Origin of the sequence: Pseudoalteromonas sp. JC28 (genome assembly GCF_013319255.1) — a bacterium.
In the GTDB taxonomy this organism is placed as follows: domain Bacteria; phylum Pseudomonadota; class Gammaproteobacteria; order Enterobacterales; family Alteromonadaceae; genus Pseudoalteromonas.
Window position 1 is genome coordinate 1 of the sequence record NZ_QOKX01000006.1, and the last position, 18,869, is coordinate 18,869.

Annotated in this window: 20 protein-coding genes; 7 read left to right on the plus strand and 13 right to left on the minus strand. The window is 44.2% G+C overall.

Annotated features, from left to right (window positions below; genetic code table 11):
- Positions 1 to 600: 600 nt before the first annotated feature.
- Complete coding sequence (locus tag DS891_RS14060; RefSeq protein WP_235368482.1) at positions 601 to 1,146, plus strand: gamma carbonic anhydrase family protein; 546 nt, start codon at positions 601 to 603, stop codon at positions 1,144 to 1,146.
- Here the strand turns inward: DS891_RS14060 and DS891_RS14065 are convergent.
- Both DS891_RS14065 and aroE read right to left on the minus strand, forming a co-directional pair.
- Entirely contained in the window at positions 1,132 to 1,365 is a 234-nt protein-coding gene (locus DS891_RS14065; protein WP_102055806.1) for a DUF1488 family protein, read from the minus strand. The two genes, DS891_RS14060 and DS891_RS14065, sit on opposite strands and share 15 nt — an antisense overlap.
- Before the next feature lie 2 nt (positions 1,366 to 1,367).
- Positions 1,368 to 2,180 (minus strand): shikimate dehydrogenase, encoded by an 813-nt coding sequence (aroE, locus tag DS891_RS14070; RefSeq protein ID WP_174170116.1) that lies wholly within the window; start codon positions 2,178 to 2,180, stop codon positions 1,368 to 1,370.
- Between the two features lie 29 nt (positions 2,181 to 2,209).
- Between aroE and DS891_RS14075 the strand changes: the two genes are divergently transcribed.
- Both DS891_RS14075 and DS891_RS14080 read left to right on the plus strand, forming a co-directional pair.
- Positions 2,210 to 2,659, plus strand: a complete 450-nt coding sequence (locus DS891_RS14075) for a group II truncated hemoglobin (protein ID WP_010379482.1) — start codon at positions 2,210 to 2,212, stop codon at positions 2,657 to 2,659.
- Between the two features lie 105 nt (positions 2,660 to 2,764).
- Positions 2,765 to 4,372, plus strand: coding sequence for a methyl-accepting chemotaxis protein (locus DS891_RS14080; RefSeq protein WP_069021911.1), 1,608 nt, complete (start codon positions 2,765 to 2,767; stop codon positions 4,370 to 4,372).
- A 48-nt stretch (positions 4,373 to 4,420) separates the two neighbouring features.
- Here the strand turns inward: DS891_RS14080 and hemF are convergent, their stop codons facing one another.
- The 6 genes from hemF to DS891_RS14110 form a co-directional block, all read right to left on the minus strand.
- A complete protein-coding gene (gene hemF / locus DS891_RS14085; protein ID WP_010604183.1) occupies positions 4,421 to 5,332 on the minus strand; it encodes an oxygen-dependent coproporphyrinogen oxidase in 912 nt (303 codons plus the stop codon).
- 8 nt (positions 5,333 to 5,340) lie between these two features.
- On the minus strand, positions 5,341 to 5,919 hold the full coding sequence (locus DS891_RS14090) for an L-threonylcarbamoyladenylate synthase (RefSeq protein ID WP_010604182.1): 579 nt from the start codon (positions 5,917 to 5,919) through the stop codon (positions 5,341 to 5,343).
- Entirely contained in the window at positions 5,916 to 6,482 is a 567-nt protein-coding gene (locus DS891_RS14095) for a type I DNA topoisomerase (RefSeq protein WP_174170117.1), read from the minus strand. The genes DS891_RS14090 and DS891_RS14095 overlap by 4 nt, the downstream gene beginning before the upstream one ends.
- A gap of 198 nt (positions 6,483 to 6,680) precedes the next feature.
- A complete protein-coding gene (locus tag DS891_RS14100; protein ID WP_010376797.1) occupies positions 6,681 to 7,154 on the minus strand; it encodes a DUF494 family protein in 474 nt (157 codons plus the stop codon).
- A gap of 4 nt (positions 7,155 to 7,158) precedes the next feature.
- Positions 7,159 to 8,241, minus strand: a complete 1,083-nt coding sequence (gene dprA, locus DS891_RS14105) for a DNA-processing protein DprA (RefSeq protein ID WP_102055801.1) — start codon at positions 8,239 to 8,241, stop codon at positions 7,159 to 7,161.
- A 47-nt stretch (positions 8,242 to 8,288) separates the two neighbouring features.
- Positions 8,289 to 9,428 carry a LysM peptidoglycan-binding domain-containing protein gene (locus DS891_RS14110; RefSeq protein ID WP_174170118.1) on the minus strand — a complete coding sequence of 380 codons (1,140 nt, stop codon included), beginning with the start codon at positions 9,426 to 9,428 and terminating at the stop codon, positions 8,289 to 8,291.
- 117 nt (positions 9,429 to 9,545) lie between these two features.
- Between DS891_RS14110 and def the strand changes: the two genes are divergently transcribed.
- The 4 genes from def to trkA are packed head-to-tail and all read left to right on the plus strand — an operon-like array spanning position 9,546 to position 13,718.
- Entirely contained in the window at positions 9,546 to 10,058 is a 513-nt protein-coding gene (gene def, locus DS891_RS14115) for a peptide deformylase (protein ID WP_102055799.1), read from the plus strand.
- A gap of 33 nt (positions 10,059 to 10,091) precedes the next feature.
- The gene (gene fmt, locus DS891_RS14120; RefSeq protein WP_174170119.1) at positions 10,092 to 11,039 is read left to right on the plus strand and encodes a methionyl-tRNA formyltransferase; all 948 of its coding nucleotides are present in this window, start codon (positions 10,092 to 10,094) and stop codon (positions 11,037 to 11,039) included.
- Positions 11,036 to 12,319, plus strand: a complete 1,284-nt coding sequence (gene rsmB / locus DS891_RS14125; RefSeq protein ID WP_174170120.1) for a 16S rRNA (cytosine(967)-C(5))-methyltransferase RsmB — start codon at positions 11,036 to 11,038, stop codon at positions 12,317 to 12,319. The genes fmt and rsmB overlap by 4 nt, the downstream gene beginning before the upstream one ends.
- 22 nt (positions 12,320 to 12,341) lie before the next feature.
- Positions 12,342 to 13,718: a Trk system potassium transporter TrkA gene (gene trkA, locus DS891_RS14130; RefSeq protein ID WP_010604175.1), complete on the plus strand. Its 1,377-nt coding sequence runs from the start codon at positions 12,342 to 12,344 to the stop codon at positions 13,716 to 13,718.
- A gap of 75 nt (positions 13,719 to 13,793) precedes the next feature.
- Here the strand turns inward: trkA and DS891_RS14135 are convergent, their stop codons facing one another.
- From DS891_RS14135 to pepQ, 5 genes are all read right to left on the minus strand, one after another.
- Positions 13,794 to 14,477, minus strand: a complete 684-nt coding sequence (locus tag DS891_RS14135) for a flagellar brake protein (protein WP_010604174.1) — start codon at positions 14,475 to 14,477, stop codon at positions 13,794 to 13,796.
- 128 nt (positions 14,478 to 14,605) lie between these two features.
- A complete protein-coding gene (locus tag DS891_RS14140; protein ID WP_233525194.1) occupies positions 14,606 to 15,139 on the minus strand; it encodes a hypothetical protein in 534 nt (177 codons plus the stop codon).
- A gap of 156 nt (positions 15,140 to 15,295) precedes the next feature.
- Entirely contained in the window at positions 15,296 to 16,747 is a 1,452-nt protein-coding gene (locus DS891_RS14145) for a TrkH family potassium uptake protein (RefSeq protein ID WP_010604172.1), read from the minus strand.
- A gap of 63 nt (positions 16,748 to 16,810) precedes the next feature.
- Positions 16,811 to 17,428, minus strand: a complete 618-nt coding sequence (locus tag DS891_RS14150) for a YigZ family protein (RefSeq protein ID WP_095729699.1) — start codon at positions 17,426 to 17,428, stop codon at positions 16,811 to 16,813.
- Between the two features lie 67 nt (positions 17,429 to 17,495).
- Positions 17,496 to 18,818 (minus strand): Xaa-Pro dipeptidase, encoded by a 1,323-nt coding sequence (gene pepQ / locus DS891_RS14155; RefSeq protein WP_174170121.1) that lies wholly within the window; start codon positions 18,816 to 18,818, stop codon positions 17,496 to 17,498.
- Positions 18,819 to 18,869: the final 51 nt, after the last annotated feature.

Below are 18,869 nucleotides of genomic sequence, written 5' to 3' on the forward strand. Positions count from 1 at the left end.
GTTCAATCTGAGCCATGATCAAACTCTTCAATTAAAAGTTTTTTGAAGCCTAAGCTTCGTGCTCATTGAATTCTGATTGTTTGTTTCTACTTTTCAAAAAAGTAAAATCAAAACGAATTGACTATATAGTCACTCAGTTACAATTGAGACTCTAAATTTGTTTGCGTCATCTAGCGAACTAGAATCTGCTGTTAGAACTCAATCTGTACGAGTGCCCACACAGATGATTGCTTCATATTTTTAAAGAACRTTTCGAAACATTTCGTTGTTTCGAGGGATGTGCATTCTAAGCATTCCCAACTTTTTGTCAACACTTAATTTTGAATTTCTTGAGAAGAAGTTTCGAACTTAAGTTTTATTTGACGCTAACTCGTTGCTGCTTTGCTTTTCAGCGTAGCGCCCCGTGTCAGTGGGGTCGCATTATAGGGCGATCCGATTTTAGTGCAACCCTTTTTTTAAAGAAAATTGCGAAAAAACGTTTTTTCGAGCAAAAATGAAGCGAAGCGCTTATTTTTGACACTTTTACTTATCTTTTTGCAGTTTTTTCGTACTAGAGTTTTACAATTCAACACTCTACACTAGTGACACAAGACACGAGAGATGAGTAATCTAGACATGCTTAGAAGTTATAAAGGTAAATCCCCGCGCTTGGCACAAGGCGTTTATATTGATGAATCATCCGTTTTGGTCGGTGATATAGAAATTGGCGAAGACAGCAGCGTTTGGCCATTGGTTGCAGCCAGAGGCGATGTGAACTACATCAAGATAGGGAAACGAACTAATGTTCAAGACGGCAGCGTACTGCATTTAACAAGAAAGAGCACTTCAGTACCTGACGGTTACCCGCTTATTATTGGTGATGATGTGACTGTTGGCCATAAAGTCATGTTGCATGGTTGCAAACTTGGTAATCGTATTCTCGTAGGTATGGGTGCAATTATTATGGATAACGTCACCGTAGGAGATGACGTTATTATTGGTGGTGGTGCACTTGTCCCGCCTAATAAAAATCTTGAGTCCGGTTTTTTATATGTCGGTAGTCCGGTAAAACAAGCCAGACCCCTCACCGAACAAGAGTTACAATTTTTAAAAGTGTCCGCCCAAAATTACGTGGAACTCAAAGATGAATATTTAGAGGAAAGCTAAACTTATCTCTCCCGCCTCATTAAACGCTTCATCCTCTATTAATTGCTCAGCCTGCATTTCATAATCGAATTGGTGCTGAGCAAAGTGTGCTATTGCAGCTTCCTGCTCAAGCTTGGTTGCAATTTTACAGCGGATCAGCTGACCATTGGCCATCGCCGTAAACGTCAATTCTCCCTGTTGATAACTGATGTCATCATTAAACAGTATTGCTTGGTTCATATTTACCCTCTAATAAGCCTAAATATTTCGGACGTATCAGGTCTCACCCCTCGCCATTGGTAAAACGCTTCTGCGGCCTGCTCAACTAACATACCTATGCCATCAATCAATTGCGTTTGTTGATTATGTTGCGCCACCCAGTCTAAGAAACTTGTTTGCTGGTCGCTGTAGAACATATCGTAGGCAACTACGCAGGATGTAATAACAGTAGGGCTAACATCTGGCACTTGCCCTGTGATGCTCGATGAGGTGGAGTTAATCACAATATCGAAACCAATGTCGGGGGTATTGTTTAAGCCACACCCTGTAACCTCTCCATACGAGGAAAATTGCTCTGCTAGTTGCAATGCCTTTGACTCCGTACGATTGGTCACGACGATCCGTTTTGCTCCGGCCTGGAGGAGCGGATAGATACAGCCTTTGGCGGCGCCACCTGCACCAATCAATAGTACGTTAGCTCCCTCAAGTTTAGTTTGGTGTTTCATGAGATCTCGTACCAGACCTGCACCATCAGTATTATCGCCTGTAATACTGCCATCTTGCTGTTTGATTAGGGTATTGACGGCACCAGCGAGCTTAGCTCGTTCGGTGAGGGTATCTGCAAAGGCAAATGCCTGCTCTTTAAAAGGTAAAGTCACATTCGCACCACAACCACCTTGAGCAAAAAATGTCGATGCAGTTTGAATAAAGGCATCTTCTGGTGCCAAAATAGCCTCGTATTCTAATTGCTGCTGGCATTGCTGTGCGAATTGCGCATGGATTGCTGGCGATTTAGAATGTTTTATCGGATTACCGAATACCGCGTATTTGTCCATCGTTATAAGAGCGCCTTGAAAGAGTCATTATGAAGCAGTTAATTAAACGTATCTTTAATAAAGATGCAACCGTAGAACAAACAAATAGTGCCCCCACGCCAGAAAAAACACCTTATGAAATCATTGGTGGAGAACAAGGCGCCCGCGATCTTGCCAACCGCTTTTACGATATTATGGCAACCGACCCCTATGCAAAGCCGCTTTACGATATGCATCCACAGCCATTAGATAGGATCAGACAGGTATTTTTTGAATTTCTTTCTGGTTGGTTAGGCGGGCCCGATTTATTTGCAGAGAAATATGGTCACCCACGCCTAAGAATGCGCCATATGCCCTTCCCTATCGACCAAGATTTACGGGATCAATGGATGCACTGCATGAATAAAGCATTAGACTTAGAGGTAGGAAATCCATTATTAAGAGAAGGATTAAGGCAGTCCCTCGCTCAGCTTGCGACACATATGATTAATCAGGAATAAAACTAAAGTACTAGTTAATTAAAATTACACGGCTATTTTGCGCTAGGTCAAATCCCGCTCTTGAGTAGAGATGCATAATCACTGTTCTAATTGTGTACAGGTGCGATGCGTGTGAAATCTATTCAACATAAAATTTATGCGTTACTGGCTGTGACGGGCGTGCTCGTCTTGATTGCCAGTATCCTTAGTAGCAGCAGTCAACAAAAGACGCTCGCTGAAGAAACCGTCGAAAGTAATATTAAGCTACTGGCAGATAATTACTTTGACTCTATCAATACTATGATGCTGACCGGCACCATGGCAAACCGTGAAATTCTGAGTGATAAAATTCGCAATCATCCAAATATCGAAGATGCGCATATTATCCGCTCCGAGCAAGTTAATAAGCTTTACGGTCCAGGTAATGCAAATCAAGCACCTAACTCTGAGGCTGAATTTGATGCATTGAACGGGAAAGAAACCTTAGTTATTGAACAGCGCGACGGTAGTCGCATCATGACTTATTTAAAGCCGATGGTGGCCAAAGAAAGCTATAAAGGAACAAATTGCTTGGGTTGTCATCAGGCAAAGGAAGGCGATGTGCTCGGTGTTGTGCGGATCAGCTACTCTTTGGATGATATTGATAATACGGTACACACTAATACATGGTTTAGCACTGCGCTTCTCTCTGCTATCTTTATTACCACCTTTGTGATTTTAGGCGTACTTTTTAGGAAGCTCTTTATAGTACGACTAAAAACGCTAGGCCGAACCATGCGCCTCGCAACGACGAACAAAGACTTATCATTACGAATAGACGACCAAGTCGATGACGAGCTTGGACGCTTGGCGATTAACTTCAATAAAATGATGGATAGCTTTAAAGACAATATTGCGCAGTTATCCAACTCTTCAAAAATACTTATTCACTCAGCAGAATCTATATATGCTTCAGCTGAAACTACCGAGCTGGCCATTCAAGAGCAAAAACAAGGGACGGACTCTGTTGCAGCCGCAATTAATGAGCTTGAAAGCTCTTCAAGTGAAGTAAAAAATACCACCCACTTTGCATCAGAAAAGTCTGATAGCAGCAATCACCTCGCGGAGGAAAGCATGGCTGTTGCTAATCATACTGAGCAAAGTATCAACCAATTAGCACAAGATGTAAGGCAAGCTGCAGAACAAGTTTCTCAGCTTCAAGCACAAACACTAGAAGTGGGTAAAGTACTCGAAGTGATCAGTAGTATCGCGGAGCAAACCAACCTCTTAGCGCTCAATGCAGCAATAGAGGCCGCACGAGCCGGGGAAGCAGGAAGAGGGTTTGCGGTTGTTGCGGATGAAGTCAGAACACTTGCGACACGAACACATGACTCAACCGATGAAATCAAACGCACTATCGATAAACTACAGTCCGAGGCACAGCAAACCGTGGCAGCAATGAGTGCTTCTTGCGAAGAAGCAGATGACCGCGCACATCAGGTCAAGAAAGTGGCACAAGCGCTTAAAGACATCTCGACACAGATGCACGAAATTAATGCCTTAAACCTGCAAATTGCCGATGCCACTGAGCAGCAAAACTTGGCCGCTGAAGAAATCAATCGTAGCGTAGTGGCGATTAGCGATAATGCTGAGCGCTCGCTAGTTGATGCCCATGGCTCAAAACAGATCAGTGAAGAGTTGCTCACCCTTGCGCGCGATTTGGATGAGCAAGTGCGCGGATTTAAATTAAACTAAGTGAATAGCTAAGAGTAAAAAAGGAGCCTCGGCTCCTTTTTTACTCTATTACATCGCCAGCCAATTCTTTGGCGTAAGATAATTATAAAGCTCAGCTTCTTTCGATCCTGGCTCTGGCTGGAAGTCATACTCCCAACGTGCCAAAGGTGGCATCGACATTAAAATAGACTCGGTACGTCCACCTGTTTGTAGACCAAACAATGTGCCTCTATCCCATACCAGATTAAATTCAACGTAACGGCCTCGGCGATATAGCTGGAATTGACGCTCTTGTTCGCTATACGGTGTATCTTTGCGTTTTTCAATAATAGGCAGGTAAGCATCAAGGAAGCCATTACCAACAGCTTGCATAAATGCAAAGCTCTTTTCAAAGCCCCATTGGTTTAAGTCATCAAAGAATAAACCACCCACACCTCGAGTCTCATCTCGATGTTTTAAATAGAAATATTCATCACACCACTTTTTGTAGTCACCGTATACCGCGTCACCAAATGGTGCGCACAAATCCTTTGCTACTTGGTGCCAGTGCTTCACATCATCAAGAACTGGATAAAATGGGGTTAAATCAAAACCGCCACCAAACCACCAAATCGGCTCTTCACCTTCTTTCTCAGCAATAAAAAAACGCACATTGGCGTGGCTAGTTGGAATATTGGGATTCTTCGGGTGGATCACTAAAGATACCCCACAGGCATGGAAGCTTCTGCCTGCTAACTCTGGACGGTGTGCCGTCGCAGAGGCTGGCATGGAAGCGCCAAAAACATGTGAATAGTTTACCCCGCCTTGCTCAATAACATCGCCATTACGGATCACGCGAGTGCGACCGCCACCACCTTCAGCACGCTCCCAGGCATCTTCAACAAACTGAGCGTTACCATCGGCAGCCTCTAAGCCTTGGCAGATATTATCTTGTAGTTGTAATAAAAAGGCTTTTACGGTCTCTAGGTTTATTTTACTCATGGTACTTTTTATCCTCGGATCACTTGGCCAGTCATTGCATTTTTGATGACGCTTGGGGTCGTATTACCGCCTAACTCACCTTCAACATAATAGCCAACTTGCGAGCCAAACTGGCTACGAGCTTCCGACAACGAAACAACTGGAGTTTGACCCGTTACATTGGCACTGGTAGATACAATCGGCTTACCAAAACGTTGACACAACTGCTTTACAATGGGATGGCTAGTAACACGAATAGCGATAGTGTCGTGTCCCCCTGTTAACCAATGCGGCGTACTGGCTTTCGCTGGCAATAACCAAGTAATGGCGCCTGGCCATGACGAAAAAATATCAGCGCGCTTATCCATCGGGATTTTATTGTCATCCACGTAGGGCAAACATTGACCATAATTGTCGGCAATTAAGATTAACCCTTTTTCTATGGGTCGAGATTTGATTGTTAGCAACTTAGTGACCGCATCTTGGTTATCAGGATCACAACCTAAACCATAAATGGCTTCCGTTGGATAACAGATCACTTTGCCAGCTTGAAGTGCCGACTCGGGCGTTGTTATTGTCGCAGCATCCGCTTTATTGTCATTACTCACGGTATTTCCACTATCTTTTGACATGATTTCTGCGGGCATTGTAGCACAGCTTTACCCGCTCGGGTTTTCTCCACCAGCACGGGCCAATGACACTCAGGACAAGCCTGCTCTACAGGCTTGGCGTTCAAGGTATACTTACAACTTGGGTAAGTGTCACAGCTATAAAAGTGTTTACCAAACTTATTTTTACGCTGAATTAGGTTGCCTTTTTGGCATTTTGGACACGCAGGCAACGCCGCTGTGGGTGGCGCATCTTCATAACCAATATAGTGGCAATCAGGATACCCAGTACAGCCAATAAACATGCCGTAGCGGCCATTTTTTATCACTAGATCTTTGCCACATTCAGGACAAGCCACATCTTCTAGTACTTTAATTACATGGCTATCATGATGTGCGAGCGGGCGAATATAATCACAAGTCGGGTAGCTAGCGCAGCCAATAAATGGACCATTTTTACTGTTTTTGATTACCAGCTCAGAGCCACATTCTGGGCATACTTCATACTCTTTTTCTAATGCATGTTTGTCTGCATTAAATAATGCATGGTCTATTTTACTCATCGCTTTACCACCGCCCCCTTGTGCAAGTATGCGCCTAATATAATAGCCTCGTTTTTAGGGTCAAGGAAATGATGGAAATTCCCCCTTGCAAGTATTTGATATCAGTGTTTTCAACTAAGCAGGAACATTATTTGAAAGGCGGTAAGCTGAAACCAGAACCTCAACTTACCGAAGGAAACTTGCCATGCTAGAGCAGAGTTAATGAACTACAGATGCAGGCTCGGTAAAAATCAGATCTTCCATCTGCGCATAAGCATGTTCTTTACCCGGCACATTAAATAGCACCATTAGTATCACCCACTTTAAATCATCTAGGCTGATATAGGTTTTATCCAACGCGAATAAGCGATCCATCACCATTTCTCTGGTGGTACTGTCAATCACTCCGACTTGTTCCACAAACATTAAAAAACCACGGCTTTCAACGTCTAGCATATTGCATTCGCTGTCGGTGTAGATCCGCGTTGCATGGTCCGGTTTAGCATTTAAATAGGGGTTTTCGTCACTGTGTTGTAAATCTGCAAGTTGCTCAAGCCAATCAAGCGCTTTGTATATTTCGCCTTGATTAAAGCCGGCGCGAAGGAGTTCATCGGTGAGTTCATTTTGTTCGACAAAGATTTCTGCCTCACTGTGAATATAGTTCTCAAATAAATACATTAAAATATCAAACATCTTCTTAACCCCTCGCGAGTTTTATGTAGCCGTCGAGTACACGCTCTACTTTATCTTCGAGTTCTAGGTCCAATAGTCTGGCAATCACCTGTTCTACTGGCCACTGGGTCCTTTGCGTTAAAGTGTCGACTGACGTCACCTCAAAGCCAAGGTTTTCTAATACGGGACATTGCTCCTCTTTTTGCTCCCCTATTTCTATACTATATAGACTGTTTTCACAAAAAAAGCTCACTTCTTCCAAAATATCCTCAATATTTTCGGTGAGTTTTGCGCCTTGCTTAATCAAGTAATGACAACCGCTACTTAATCGATTTTTAATTGAGCCAGGGATCGCAAATACTTCCTTGTTTTGCTCCAGTGCATAGCGTGCAGTAATCAGCGAGCCACTTTTTACTTCGGCTTCAACCAACAAAACACCCAAAGATAAACCTGAGATTATGCGATTACGCCGCGGAAAGTGATTACTATTTGCTTGAGTATTTGGTAAGAATTCACTCACCACCAAACCATGCTGTACGATGTCTTCATAAAGTCGTTGATGGCGTTTGGGGTAAACAACATCAACACCAGTCCCTAGCACAGCAATGGTTCCTCCTTGAACATCAAGTGCACCTTGGTGCGCTGCGCCATCAATCCCTCTTGCCATACCCGACGTCACCACCAACCCCGAGCGACTTAAGCCCTGTGCAAATTCATGTGCAAGCCCAAGCCCAGTTCTCGTTGAACTACGACTACCGACAACCGCAATTTGTGGTTGTTTTAATAACGCAATGTTCCCTCTGCAAAAGAGCACTAAGGGAGGGTTACAGATCTCTTTTAGTTGCTCGGAGTACTCAGGAGAAAACAAAGATACAACATGAATTTGCTGACATTGACAATAAGCCAATATGTGCTCGATACGAGACCAATCTGTGCTCGCTAAATTGGCAGCAACATTTTCTTGTAGCCCAAGCTGACAAAGCTCAACTTGGCTTAATGTGAATAATTGCGCAAGGGAGACGTGATTAAGTAATGCAGTGATGGTTTTGATACCCAGCCCTTGGCAAAGGGTTAATGCCAAAGCTTGAGCTAGTTTAGCTTGTTTCATACTCTCTCCTTGAGTTTACTGACTCACTCAAGGAGAAATTCTACCACCTAGTTACTGGCAGTTTCCTTGAATGCTTGTACATGATCACCAACGCGGATCGGCTCCGAAGTTTCAACAACCATAGCGTAGCTTAAGTCTTCATACACTTTAAAGACCATCAGCTCACCGACTTTTTCCTTTGGCATATGCCATACCACACTATCGTCATCGTTTTCCTCACCAAACCAAGATCCCATTTCGGTGATCAGTTTGTCAAGTCGTGATGCATCTTCAATATAGCGCGGACCGTGTTGACTTTCTATAACTGTAGGTGATTGCCTTATAATATCAAGGACATGTCCCTCTTTTAGCCGTGCTTTACTACCCACATCTAGTACCACAACACTCATGGTACTAAACTCTCTGAGCTTATTATCGCTCGCAATAATACGGCCCAAAGTTTGCTCCTCAGGACGAGACATAGAAAACTGTGCCGGAAAGCTTTGTCCGGTAGATATGGGTAGTACAATATCCCCAGCTCTAACCTCTTGTTTGGCAACCTCTAACTGTAGCTTTGCCGGACGCCCCGCAGCTAGGTCACCTTGCTCAACCACGTGGCCAGAACCAACTAACACAGCTTCCAAGCCAAGCAATTGTTGGCTATCTATTGCACGATAGATTTCACCGCGACGATAGATGGCATAGTGCCCACCTTTTACTAAATCAGCTTTAACATACAAAAGATGACCCGGAGTCGCATTTTTAATATTTCGATTAGCTCCCAGTACAATTGGGCTATCAGAAAACTCCGACTCAGAAAGTGCTTGCTCGAAACGCAAAAACGGTTCCATGATGGGTAGTGGCAAGGTAGGAATAGCAGCCACTTTTTGGTTAACAATACGTGTATGCGGTGACAGCTTCTTCACACCTTTGTCTAACACCAGTATTGGATTGCCATTTTCATCGTAAAGTAGCTTAAGACTGTCTCCTGGATAAATCAGATCTGGGTTTTGAATACTAGGATTCCACTGCCACAATTGCTTCCACTTCCATGGAGAACGTAGGTACATTTTTGAAATATCCCACAAGGTATCGCCTTTTTTCACCACATAACGCTGTGGTGCATCTGCTTTTACAGCCAAAGTGTCCGCTTTCACAGAGAAAACAGAGCAGCTAGCGAGTATTAATGCAGCAATCGGATATTTCATGATGGCTTCCTTGTGGTTATTTTTGGTTATTATCCACCAAAACCTGTTAAAGGGGAACTTGAATGGCTAAAATAAGACCATACACTAGCTTACACGATAAATTGATTTAGGGTAATCATGGCTATATTAGAAGTTTTAAAGTTTCCAGACGAGCGTTTACGCACTGTTGCACAGCCTGTAGCAGAGGTTAATGACGAAGTACGTCAAATAGTTAAAGACATGCTGGAAACAATGTATGATGAAAATGGTATCGGCCTTGCGGCTACGCAAGTTGATATTCATCAGCGTATCGTCGTTATTGACGTTTCTGAAGAGCGCGATGAGCCACGCGTATTAATCAACCCAGAAATAACCAAACGCGATGGTACTACAGTGAGCGAAGAAGGCTGCTTGTCAGTACCATATTCATACGCAAAAGTAGATCGCGCTGAAACGGTCACGGTAAAGGCAACGAACGAACGTGGTGAAACATATGAGCTGGACGCTGATGGTTTGCTTGCCGTTTGTATTCAACACGAATTAGACCACTTAGTTGGTAAGCTATTTATCGATTACCTATCACCACTTAAACGTGACCGTATTCGTAAGAAGCTTGAAAAAGAAGCTAAGTTCGCTGCAAAGCAAGCTTAACCAATCTCCAACCAACTGATTTTAGGGTATTTCGTGAGTAATCCTTTGCGTATCGTTTTCGCAGGCACGCCTGATTTTGCAGCGCGCCACCTTGACGCACTTATTCAATCACAACATGACGTCGTGGCAGTGTACTGCCCACCCGACCGTCCAGCTGGACGTGGTAAAAAGCTCAAAGCATGTGAAGTAAAAGTATTAGCACAAGAACACAACCTGCCAGTGCTACAACCGCAATCATTAAAAACATCGGACGCACAGGCAGAGCTAGCCGCGCTTGATGCCGATGTCATGATTGTTGTTGCCTACGGAGTATTATTACCAAAAACTATTTTAGATACTCCTCGACTTGGGTGCCTGAATGTTCATGGCTCAATTTTACCACGATGGCGAGGCGCAGCGCCTATTCAGCGTGCTATTTGGGCTGGCGACAATGAAACTGGCGTAACCATCATGCAAATGGATGAGGGCCTAGATACCGGTGATATGTTGCACATCGCCCGCTGCCCTATTACAGCTACTGATACCAGTGCAGATCTCTACAACAAGCTTGCTGAACTTGGCCCTGATGCACTGATCGATACGCTAGCACGCTTATCTGCGGGCGAGATCACGCCAGAAAAGCAAGACGATACGCTAGCGAATTATGCTAAGAAACTAAGCAAAGAAGAAGCCGAGATTGACTGGCAGATGGAAGCCGCGCAAATTGAACGTAACATCCGCGCATTTAATCCATGGCCGGTTTGCTTTACCAATATGGCGGGTAACAGCGTCAAGATTTGGCAAGCGAAGGTAGTTGACGAACAAGGTGATGCAGGACATGTGCTACGTGCGGACAAGCACGGTATTGTAATTGCCTGTGGCACACAGTCATTAGAAATTCACACCTTGCAACCACAAGGTAAAAAGCCCATGTCTGCACAAGACTTTTTGAATGGTCGAGCTGACTGGGTAGCAATTGGTGCTAAGGTTGGTGAAGCGTGAGTAATGTTCGCGCACTTGCCGCCCAAACCCTACTTCAAGTCGTCGATAAAGGCGCATCGTTAAGTGCTCAATTACCACTTGCCACCAGCCAGTTAGACGGTAAAGACAAAGCCTTGCTACAGCAAATTTGCTACGGCGTTTTAAGATATTTGCCTTCACTTGAACACTATTGCCAGCAGTTACTTGAGCAACCGCTTAAAGGTAAGCGCCGTGTTTTCCAATTTTTGCTGTATGTGGGTATTTACCAACTACAACATATGCGCGTACCAGCTCATGCTGCTGTCGCCGAAACGGTAAACGCACTTACGCCACTAAGAGCGCCCGGCATGAAAGGCTTAGTTAATGCAATTTTACGCAGCTTCCAACGTCATCAGGTCGAACTAGAAACCAGTGCAGCCGAAATCCCTGCTTGTTTATACAACCACCCGGGCTGGTTTATCAATCAACTAAAAACCGCTTACCCAACTCAATGGCAAGCTATTTTAGAAGCGAATCAACAACAAGCACCAATGTGGCTGCGTGTTAACCAATCGCAATTCTCTACTGCCGATTACGCAGCTCTGCTAGACCAAGAAGGGATAGCCTATCAGCTTCATAGCGAATACCCAGACGGGATCTTGCTTGATAGTCCGATTGACGTTTATGCGCTACCACAATTTGCCGCTGGTGCTTGCTCAGTACAAGATGCAGCCGCCCAAAAAGCCGCGAGATTATTAGCGCCACAAGCAGGTGAAAATATTCTTGATGCTTGTGCCGCTCCAGGCGGTAAGACTTGCCATATTTTGGAGTTAGCTGACGCCAAAGTGACTGCAATTGACGCTGATGGTGATCGCTTGCTACGTGTGGAGCAAAACCTTGAACGGATCGGATTGTCGGCCAAATGCCTTGAGGGCGATGCAAGTGACCCTGAAACATGGTGGGATGGCGAGCAATATGATCGCATCTTATTGGATGTACCTTGCTCTGCAACTGGTGTTATTAGAAGACACCCGGACATCAAATGGCTAAGACGTGCTTCTGATATTGATAACTTGGTGACGTTACAGGCACAAATTATTGATAAAATCTGGCCATTGCTTAAGCCCGGTGGCACACTAGTTTATGCTACCTGCTCGGTACTGCCACAAGAGAACCAGCAACAGATCGCACGCTTTCTTTCTGCGACCTCTGATGCAACGCTTGTACCTTTGCATGATGCAGACACACAAACACAACCAGGCTTGCAGCTATTACCCGGATTGAGTGATGGGTTTTACTACGCAAAGTTGACAAAACAATAATAGAAAATCGACCATAACCAATATGAAAATCATCATCTTAGGCGCCGGCCAAGTCGGCGGGACACTGGCAGAAAACCTCGTCGGTGAAGAAAATGAAATTACCGTTGTCGACATCGATGGCGAGCGCTTAAGAGAGCTGCAAGACAAATACGATCTACAGGGAGTCACTGGCCACAGTGCTCACCCTGAGATCTTACGTCAAGCAGGTGCTGAGGACGCCGACATGATAATCGCCGTAACCAGCTCGGATGAGGTTAATATGGTTGCGTGCCAGGTTGCCTATAGTATTTTCAATACGCCAACCAAAATTGCGCGGATCCGCTCTGAGCAATACTTAAAGTACAAAGAAAAGCTGTTTCACAATGACGACCTACCGGTCGACCATTACATCGCACCGGAGCAGCTAGTAACGCAATATATCCGCAGGCTAATAGATTACCCAGGCGCTTTGCAGGTGTTGCAATTTGCAGAGGGCATGCTGTCACTCGTGGCGGTTAAAGCTTATTACGGCGGTTTACTCGTTGGCTATGCACTTTCTGCATTAAAAGAGCATATTCCAAACGTCGACACCCGCGTTGCCGCTATTTATCGCCAAGGCAAAGCCATCAAGCCACTCGGCACCACCGTAATTGAAGCCGATGATGAAGTCTTCTTTATCGCCGCAACCAAGCATATTCGTGCGGTCATGAACGAGCTACAAAAGCTCGAACGCTCTTACAAGAAAATTATGATTGCCGGTGGCGGTAACATAGGTGCGGGATTGGCAAGTTCATTAGACAAGAACCATAGCGTCAAGCTTATTGAACGCAATCAAGCTCGTGCCACACAACTATCTGAAACGCTTGATAATACAGTAGTTTTTTGTGGCGATGCCTCAGACCAAGAACTGCTATCAGAAGAACATATAGAGCAAGTAGACGTGTTCATCGCGGTGACGAACGACGACGAAGCCAATATTATGGCTGCGATGCTTGCAAAACGTATGGGCGTACAAAAGACCATGGCGCTTATTCAACGTGGTGCCTATGTCGACCTCGTGCAAGGTGGCGACATTGATATTGCCATCTCACCACAGCAAGCGACTATATCAGCGCTACTCACCCATGTTCGTCGTGGAGATATCGTTAACGTTTATTCATTGCGTAAAGGTGCGGCAGAGGCCATTGAAGCTGTAGCACATGGCGATGAAAACACCTCTAAGGTTGTCGGTCGTGCTATTCGCGATATCAAATTACCGCCGGGTGCGACTATCGGTGCCATTGTCCGTGATGAAGATGTACTGATCGCACATGACGATACTATAATTCTCTCTGGCGACCATGTGATCATGTTCCTAATCGATAAAAAGCAAATCGGTGTTGTGGAAAAACTCTTCCAGGTAAGCGCTTTATTCGTTTAATGCCAATTGAGTTAATTCTCCAATCAATTTTAAGGGTGAATTATCTCATTTAAATGGTGTAAAGCGCCGTACTCACTAGGTATCTTGTTGGTCTTGAAAAATAGATAAATCGATTAAATAGTCTTTTAATACGCTGCGGATTATTTCTGGTTCTGAGGTTAAGTGAATGCCTAGAGAGACGATTTGCTCATGACTTTTTATACGCCGAATATCCCCTTCTAGCGAGATCTGATTCCCTTCTTTACCTTCGATAAACACTTCGCACTTTAAACCTTCTTCCATATGTTCAGCATCAATTGACGTTAAGTCGAGCTGTAAACCAGCAAGTGAGATGTCCTTTATTACCCCAACATCTTTGCTGCCATGACAGTGAAACTTAGCGGGGATTAAGGTTGGCACCCGGTTTTGCGAGCGGAGTTTGTAGGTTTGTACCTTTTCGGGTAAATAGAGAAAAATAAGCCGCGCGGGATGGACTGAAACCGCTTTGATTTGCGATTTGAATGCAATGACTTGGCCATCACCATTTTCGAGCAAAGCCCGAACGATAACCGAAGTCCCTTCCATAACAAAGTCCAGCGCCGCGCCTAATCGCTTAGGGTTGGGATGGTTAAGAATTAAAAACGCCCCTTGTAGCATACCGACATATTCTGTTTTTATTCTTTTACTATTTGCCGGTAAACAAATTTCTAAATCAACAATACTTCCAGCGCTGATTGCGGTGAGCAAAGTTTCTTGCCCAACCTCTTGAGTTTTTAACATGGATCCAACCCTTCCTGAGTTCACTCTACTACTTTTTTATTGTAGCAGTTTTAGCGGAAGGCCATTTAAAACTGAATTCAGATTAATTACAACTCCCCGACCATCAGCAATATCTAGCAAAGATCCGTCTATTTGACTAAAAAATGGCTTTTTAATATTATCGCACCATCTCTTAACGTCATCATTTTACTTTGTACCTCAAGCGAACTTTGTGGCATACCAAGCTCGTTATCCTCAATAAACAACATCATAGGTTCGCTGTTACGCTTAGCAACAAATAATATACCCGAGACATCATGTTTGAATAAGCAGCCTGCTCCCTCCGTCTCGAAGTCATCGACAATCGCTGGTATTTGGCGCTTTTGCCAGAGCTCATTTTCTGAAATCACTTGAACAACAAACCGTATACCACTCTCACAGCCAATTTGATGAAACAAATCATATGATTGAGCACTACCTAATGTGGGCTGGTTATGTTGCAAGTAACCGACCTCATCGATTAAGCTATTTAACTGTATTACGCTTCGTTCTATAAGCTGCATACCCAAGTCCTGCTCATGGCTAGCAGCAAATCCCTCAATCACTTTAAACCCTTTATCTGAAAAGCGTGTGGCAAGCAATATCGTCGCCTCCAAGTTAAATCGTTGTAAAAATACTGACACTTGAAAACCCCGAAAATCCGAGTTTTTGAAATTTTTATTAACTTTTTCTTTGCGAAGTTCAAAAGGAAGATGACAACTTGTCACAAAGGGCAGAAACAAGGTAGTGGTACTGTCAGTTGTAGGCTCCTAGCAAAAGAGCCCACAACTTAAGCACAGTTACCCACGCCAGAAGGTAGGAGTAAATAAGACTAACAACGTGAAGATCTCTAAGCGGCCAAAGACCATAGCAAGAGTAAGGATCCACTTTGCTGCATCGCTAATGTCGCCGTAGTGCGCTGCAACACTTCCCAATCCTGGGCCCAAGTTATTTAGACAGGCCGCAGTTGCTGAAAATGCAGTAATATTATCGAGTCCCGTCCCCAGTAATGCAATCATAATAATCACAAACACCAGCGCATAAGCCGAGAAGAACCCCCACACCGCTTCCACCACTTTATCAGGCAATGCCTTGCGGCCTAATTTTATCGAGTAAATAGCGCGTGGATGCACTAAACGATTAAGCTCGCGGATCCCCTGTAAATAGAGTAAGAAGACACGCACAACCTTCATCCCACCACCTGTAGAACCAGCACAGCCACCAATGAAGCTGGAGAAAATCAAGAGAATAGGTAGAAACAGCGGCCACGTTGAGAAGCTATCGGTCGCAAACCCTGCAGTTGTACTAATTGACACAGCCTGAAACATCGCTTGATCTAAGGTTTCATCACCCGTTTCATAGACATTGCTTGACGATAATACCGCAAAACAAATCACTACCAACGCTAACTGGATAAATAGAAAGACTTTAAACTCAGGATCTCGCAAATAGGCTTTAATATTGCGGCTCGACACAGCAGCATAATGTAGCGAGAAGTTAATGGCAGCAATCAGCAAGAAGATGACGCAAATAACGTTAATGAGCGGGTTATCGAAGTAGCCCATAGAAGCGTCATAAGTCGAGAAGCCACCGATAGCTATCGTAGCAAACGCATGACAGATAGCATCAAACCAATTCATTCCTGCTATCCAGTAAGCCAGCGTACAAGCTGCCGTTAGAGACACATAGATATACCAAAGGTGCTTGGCGGTATCGGCAATGCGCGGTGTCATCTTTGAGTCTTTAACTGGACCTGGTGTTTCGGCACGATATAACTGCATGCCACCAACCCCAAGCATAGGAAGAACGGCTACGGCCAATACGATGATCCCCATACCACCAAGCCACTGCAACTGCTGGCGATAGAATAATACCGCTTTGGGTAAATGTTCTATACCCGTCAATACCGTAGCCCCAGTAGTTGTCAGCCCAGAAAAAGCTTCAAACACGGCATCTGCTAAAGATAGATTCGGTTTATCTAAGAAAATGAGCGGCAATGATGCAAACGACCCCAGTACCAGCCAGAATAAAACAACGATTAAGAAGCCCTCTCTGGCTTTAAGATCGCCGTTTTCCTTGCGGTTTGGGTAGTACGCAAACAAACCCATCAGCACACTAAAAATGAAAGCTAAAACAAAAGGTACACCACCACCATCTTTGTATATCAAAGATACAATGGCTGGTGGCACCATAGTGATACTAAATAGAGCGACTAACTGCCCGAGTATTTTTATTATGGTACGAAATTGCATTTTGTACGCTGCGCTTTTTGTTATTTAACCAGAGGTTAATTAGTGAATGTAAAGAAGTAGAACCTACTCCTTGAGTTGCTTAAATAATACAACACCATTGGTTAATTCATAAATAGCATCAATGATTTGTTGTGTTTCACGACTATCTACTGCTATTTGCCAGGTAATATTAGCCGTGTATTCTTTATCTAAATTTAGCACTGTAAACTGGCTTTGTAATAGCTGCTCTATCACACCTTGAAGATGGTAATCACTGTGGCCAACAATAATAGAAGCCGGTACCTTTTTAGTCGTGCTTAGCTGTGCTAAAGCGTTATTTAGCGTGCCTCCATAGGCTCTAACCAACCCCCCGGTGCCAAGTTTTATACCGCCAAAATAACGCGTCGTCACCGCGGTTATTTCACCAATCCCTGATCCCATTAGCACATTGAGCATTGGCTTACCAGCGGTCCCGTTAGGCTCACCATCATCAGAAAACCCTAACACATGGCTGCCACCTGGTGCCCCTGCAATGTGTGCCCAACAATTGTGCCGTGCATCAGGATACGCGTCATTAATCTGCTTAATAAACGCTTTAGCATCTTCGATGGTTGGCGTGTGAGCCAAATGTACGATAAACGTGCTTTTCTTAATTTCCTCATGATGACTAATTGATTCACTCGGAATGAAATATTCAGACATAATGTTCCAAACTAAAAGGGAGCCAATCGGCCCCCAAATATACTTACTTTTAGCGCTAGAAGTCAGCTTACTCGAGACCGAAATCTCGCGTCATATTTTCTAGTCTATCTTCATGCACAATGATGTTATCTTCAATACGGATACCACCGTAAGGCTTCAGTGCGTCAACCTTATCCCAATTGATATACTGTTTGTTTTCTGTTTGCGCCAAGTCTTCCAACAATGAATCGATGAAGTACAACCCAGGCTCAATAGTGAACACCTGATTAGCCTCTATCTTACGAGTACAACGCAAGAACGGGTGACCTTCAGGCGGTGCTTGGTGCGTGCCGGCTTCATCAGCCATGAATCCGCCCATATCATGTACCTGTAGACCAATATGGTGACCGAGACCATGAGGGAAGAAAGTGGAAGAAATCCCCTTCTCGACGATGGCCTGAGCACCAAGCTTAACAATACCAAAGTCACTCAACACTTGCGCCACACGATTATGACAATCGATATGCAGCTCACCGTATAGTTTGCCCGGTTGTAATGCTCTGCCCAATTCAATTTGGTGATCGTTCATGACTTTCACCAACTCGGCAAACTCACCTTGTTTAGCAAAATCATAAGTACGGGTAATATCTGACGCATAACCGTTAAAGTTTGCACCGGCATCAATCAAAAATGATAAGTGCTTACTCGGTGCTTTACGCTCAAAATGGGTATAGTGCAAAATCGCACAATTTTCATTCAAGGCGACAATATTGCCATATGGCGTATCGTTTTCCATATGCTGAGTTGCATTAAGATAAGCTTGTTGAATTTCAAACTCGGAACCACCAGCAAAGAAGGCATCGCGCGCCGCCATGTGGCCAAGCACGCCAAGACGGCTTGCTTCACGTAAACATGCCATTTCATACTGAGTTTTATATGCACGATGATAATGCAAGAAGTTCATCACCGGCTCTGGATTCACTTGAGTAAAGCCAAGCGCTTGTGCAACCTCTAAATATTCACCGATATAGGCATAGTTTGCTTTGTCGTATGGCAGTAACTGTTCAACCTGATCTGGCTTAACCAGCAGTTGAATATCAAAATACTCTGCCCAAAAATCTCTCGGCTCGTCAGGCACTTTATGCCAAAAATCAACCGGACGATAAAAAATGAGTTTCGGCTTGTCACTGCCATTAACCACAACCCAGCAATGCGGATTATCGATAACAGGCAACCAAGCTTTAAATTGCGGGTTAACTTTAAACGGATAGTACATATCATCAAGGAATTGACGCTTTGCTTGCCCCGAATGGATCACAAGTCCATCCAGTCCTTCTCGTTCTACTATCGTTCTTGTACGCTGTTGCAACGTGGCAATGTGCTCTGCGTATAAATTTGCTAACTTATCCATGGTGTACCCATTTTCAAAAATTCACATACTATCGAGTCTATCATAGCTGCT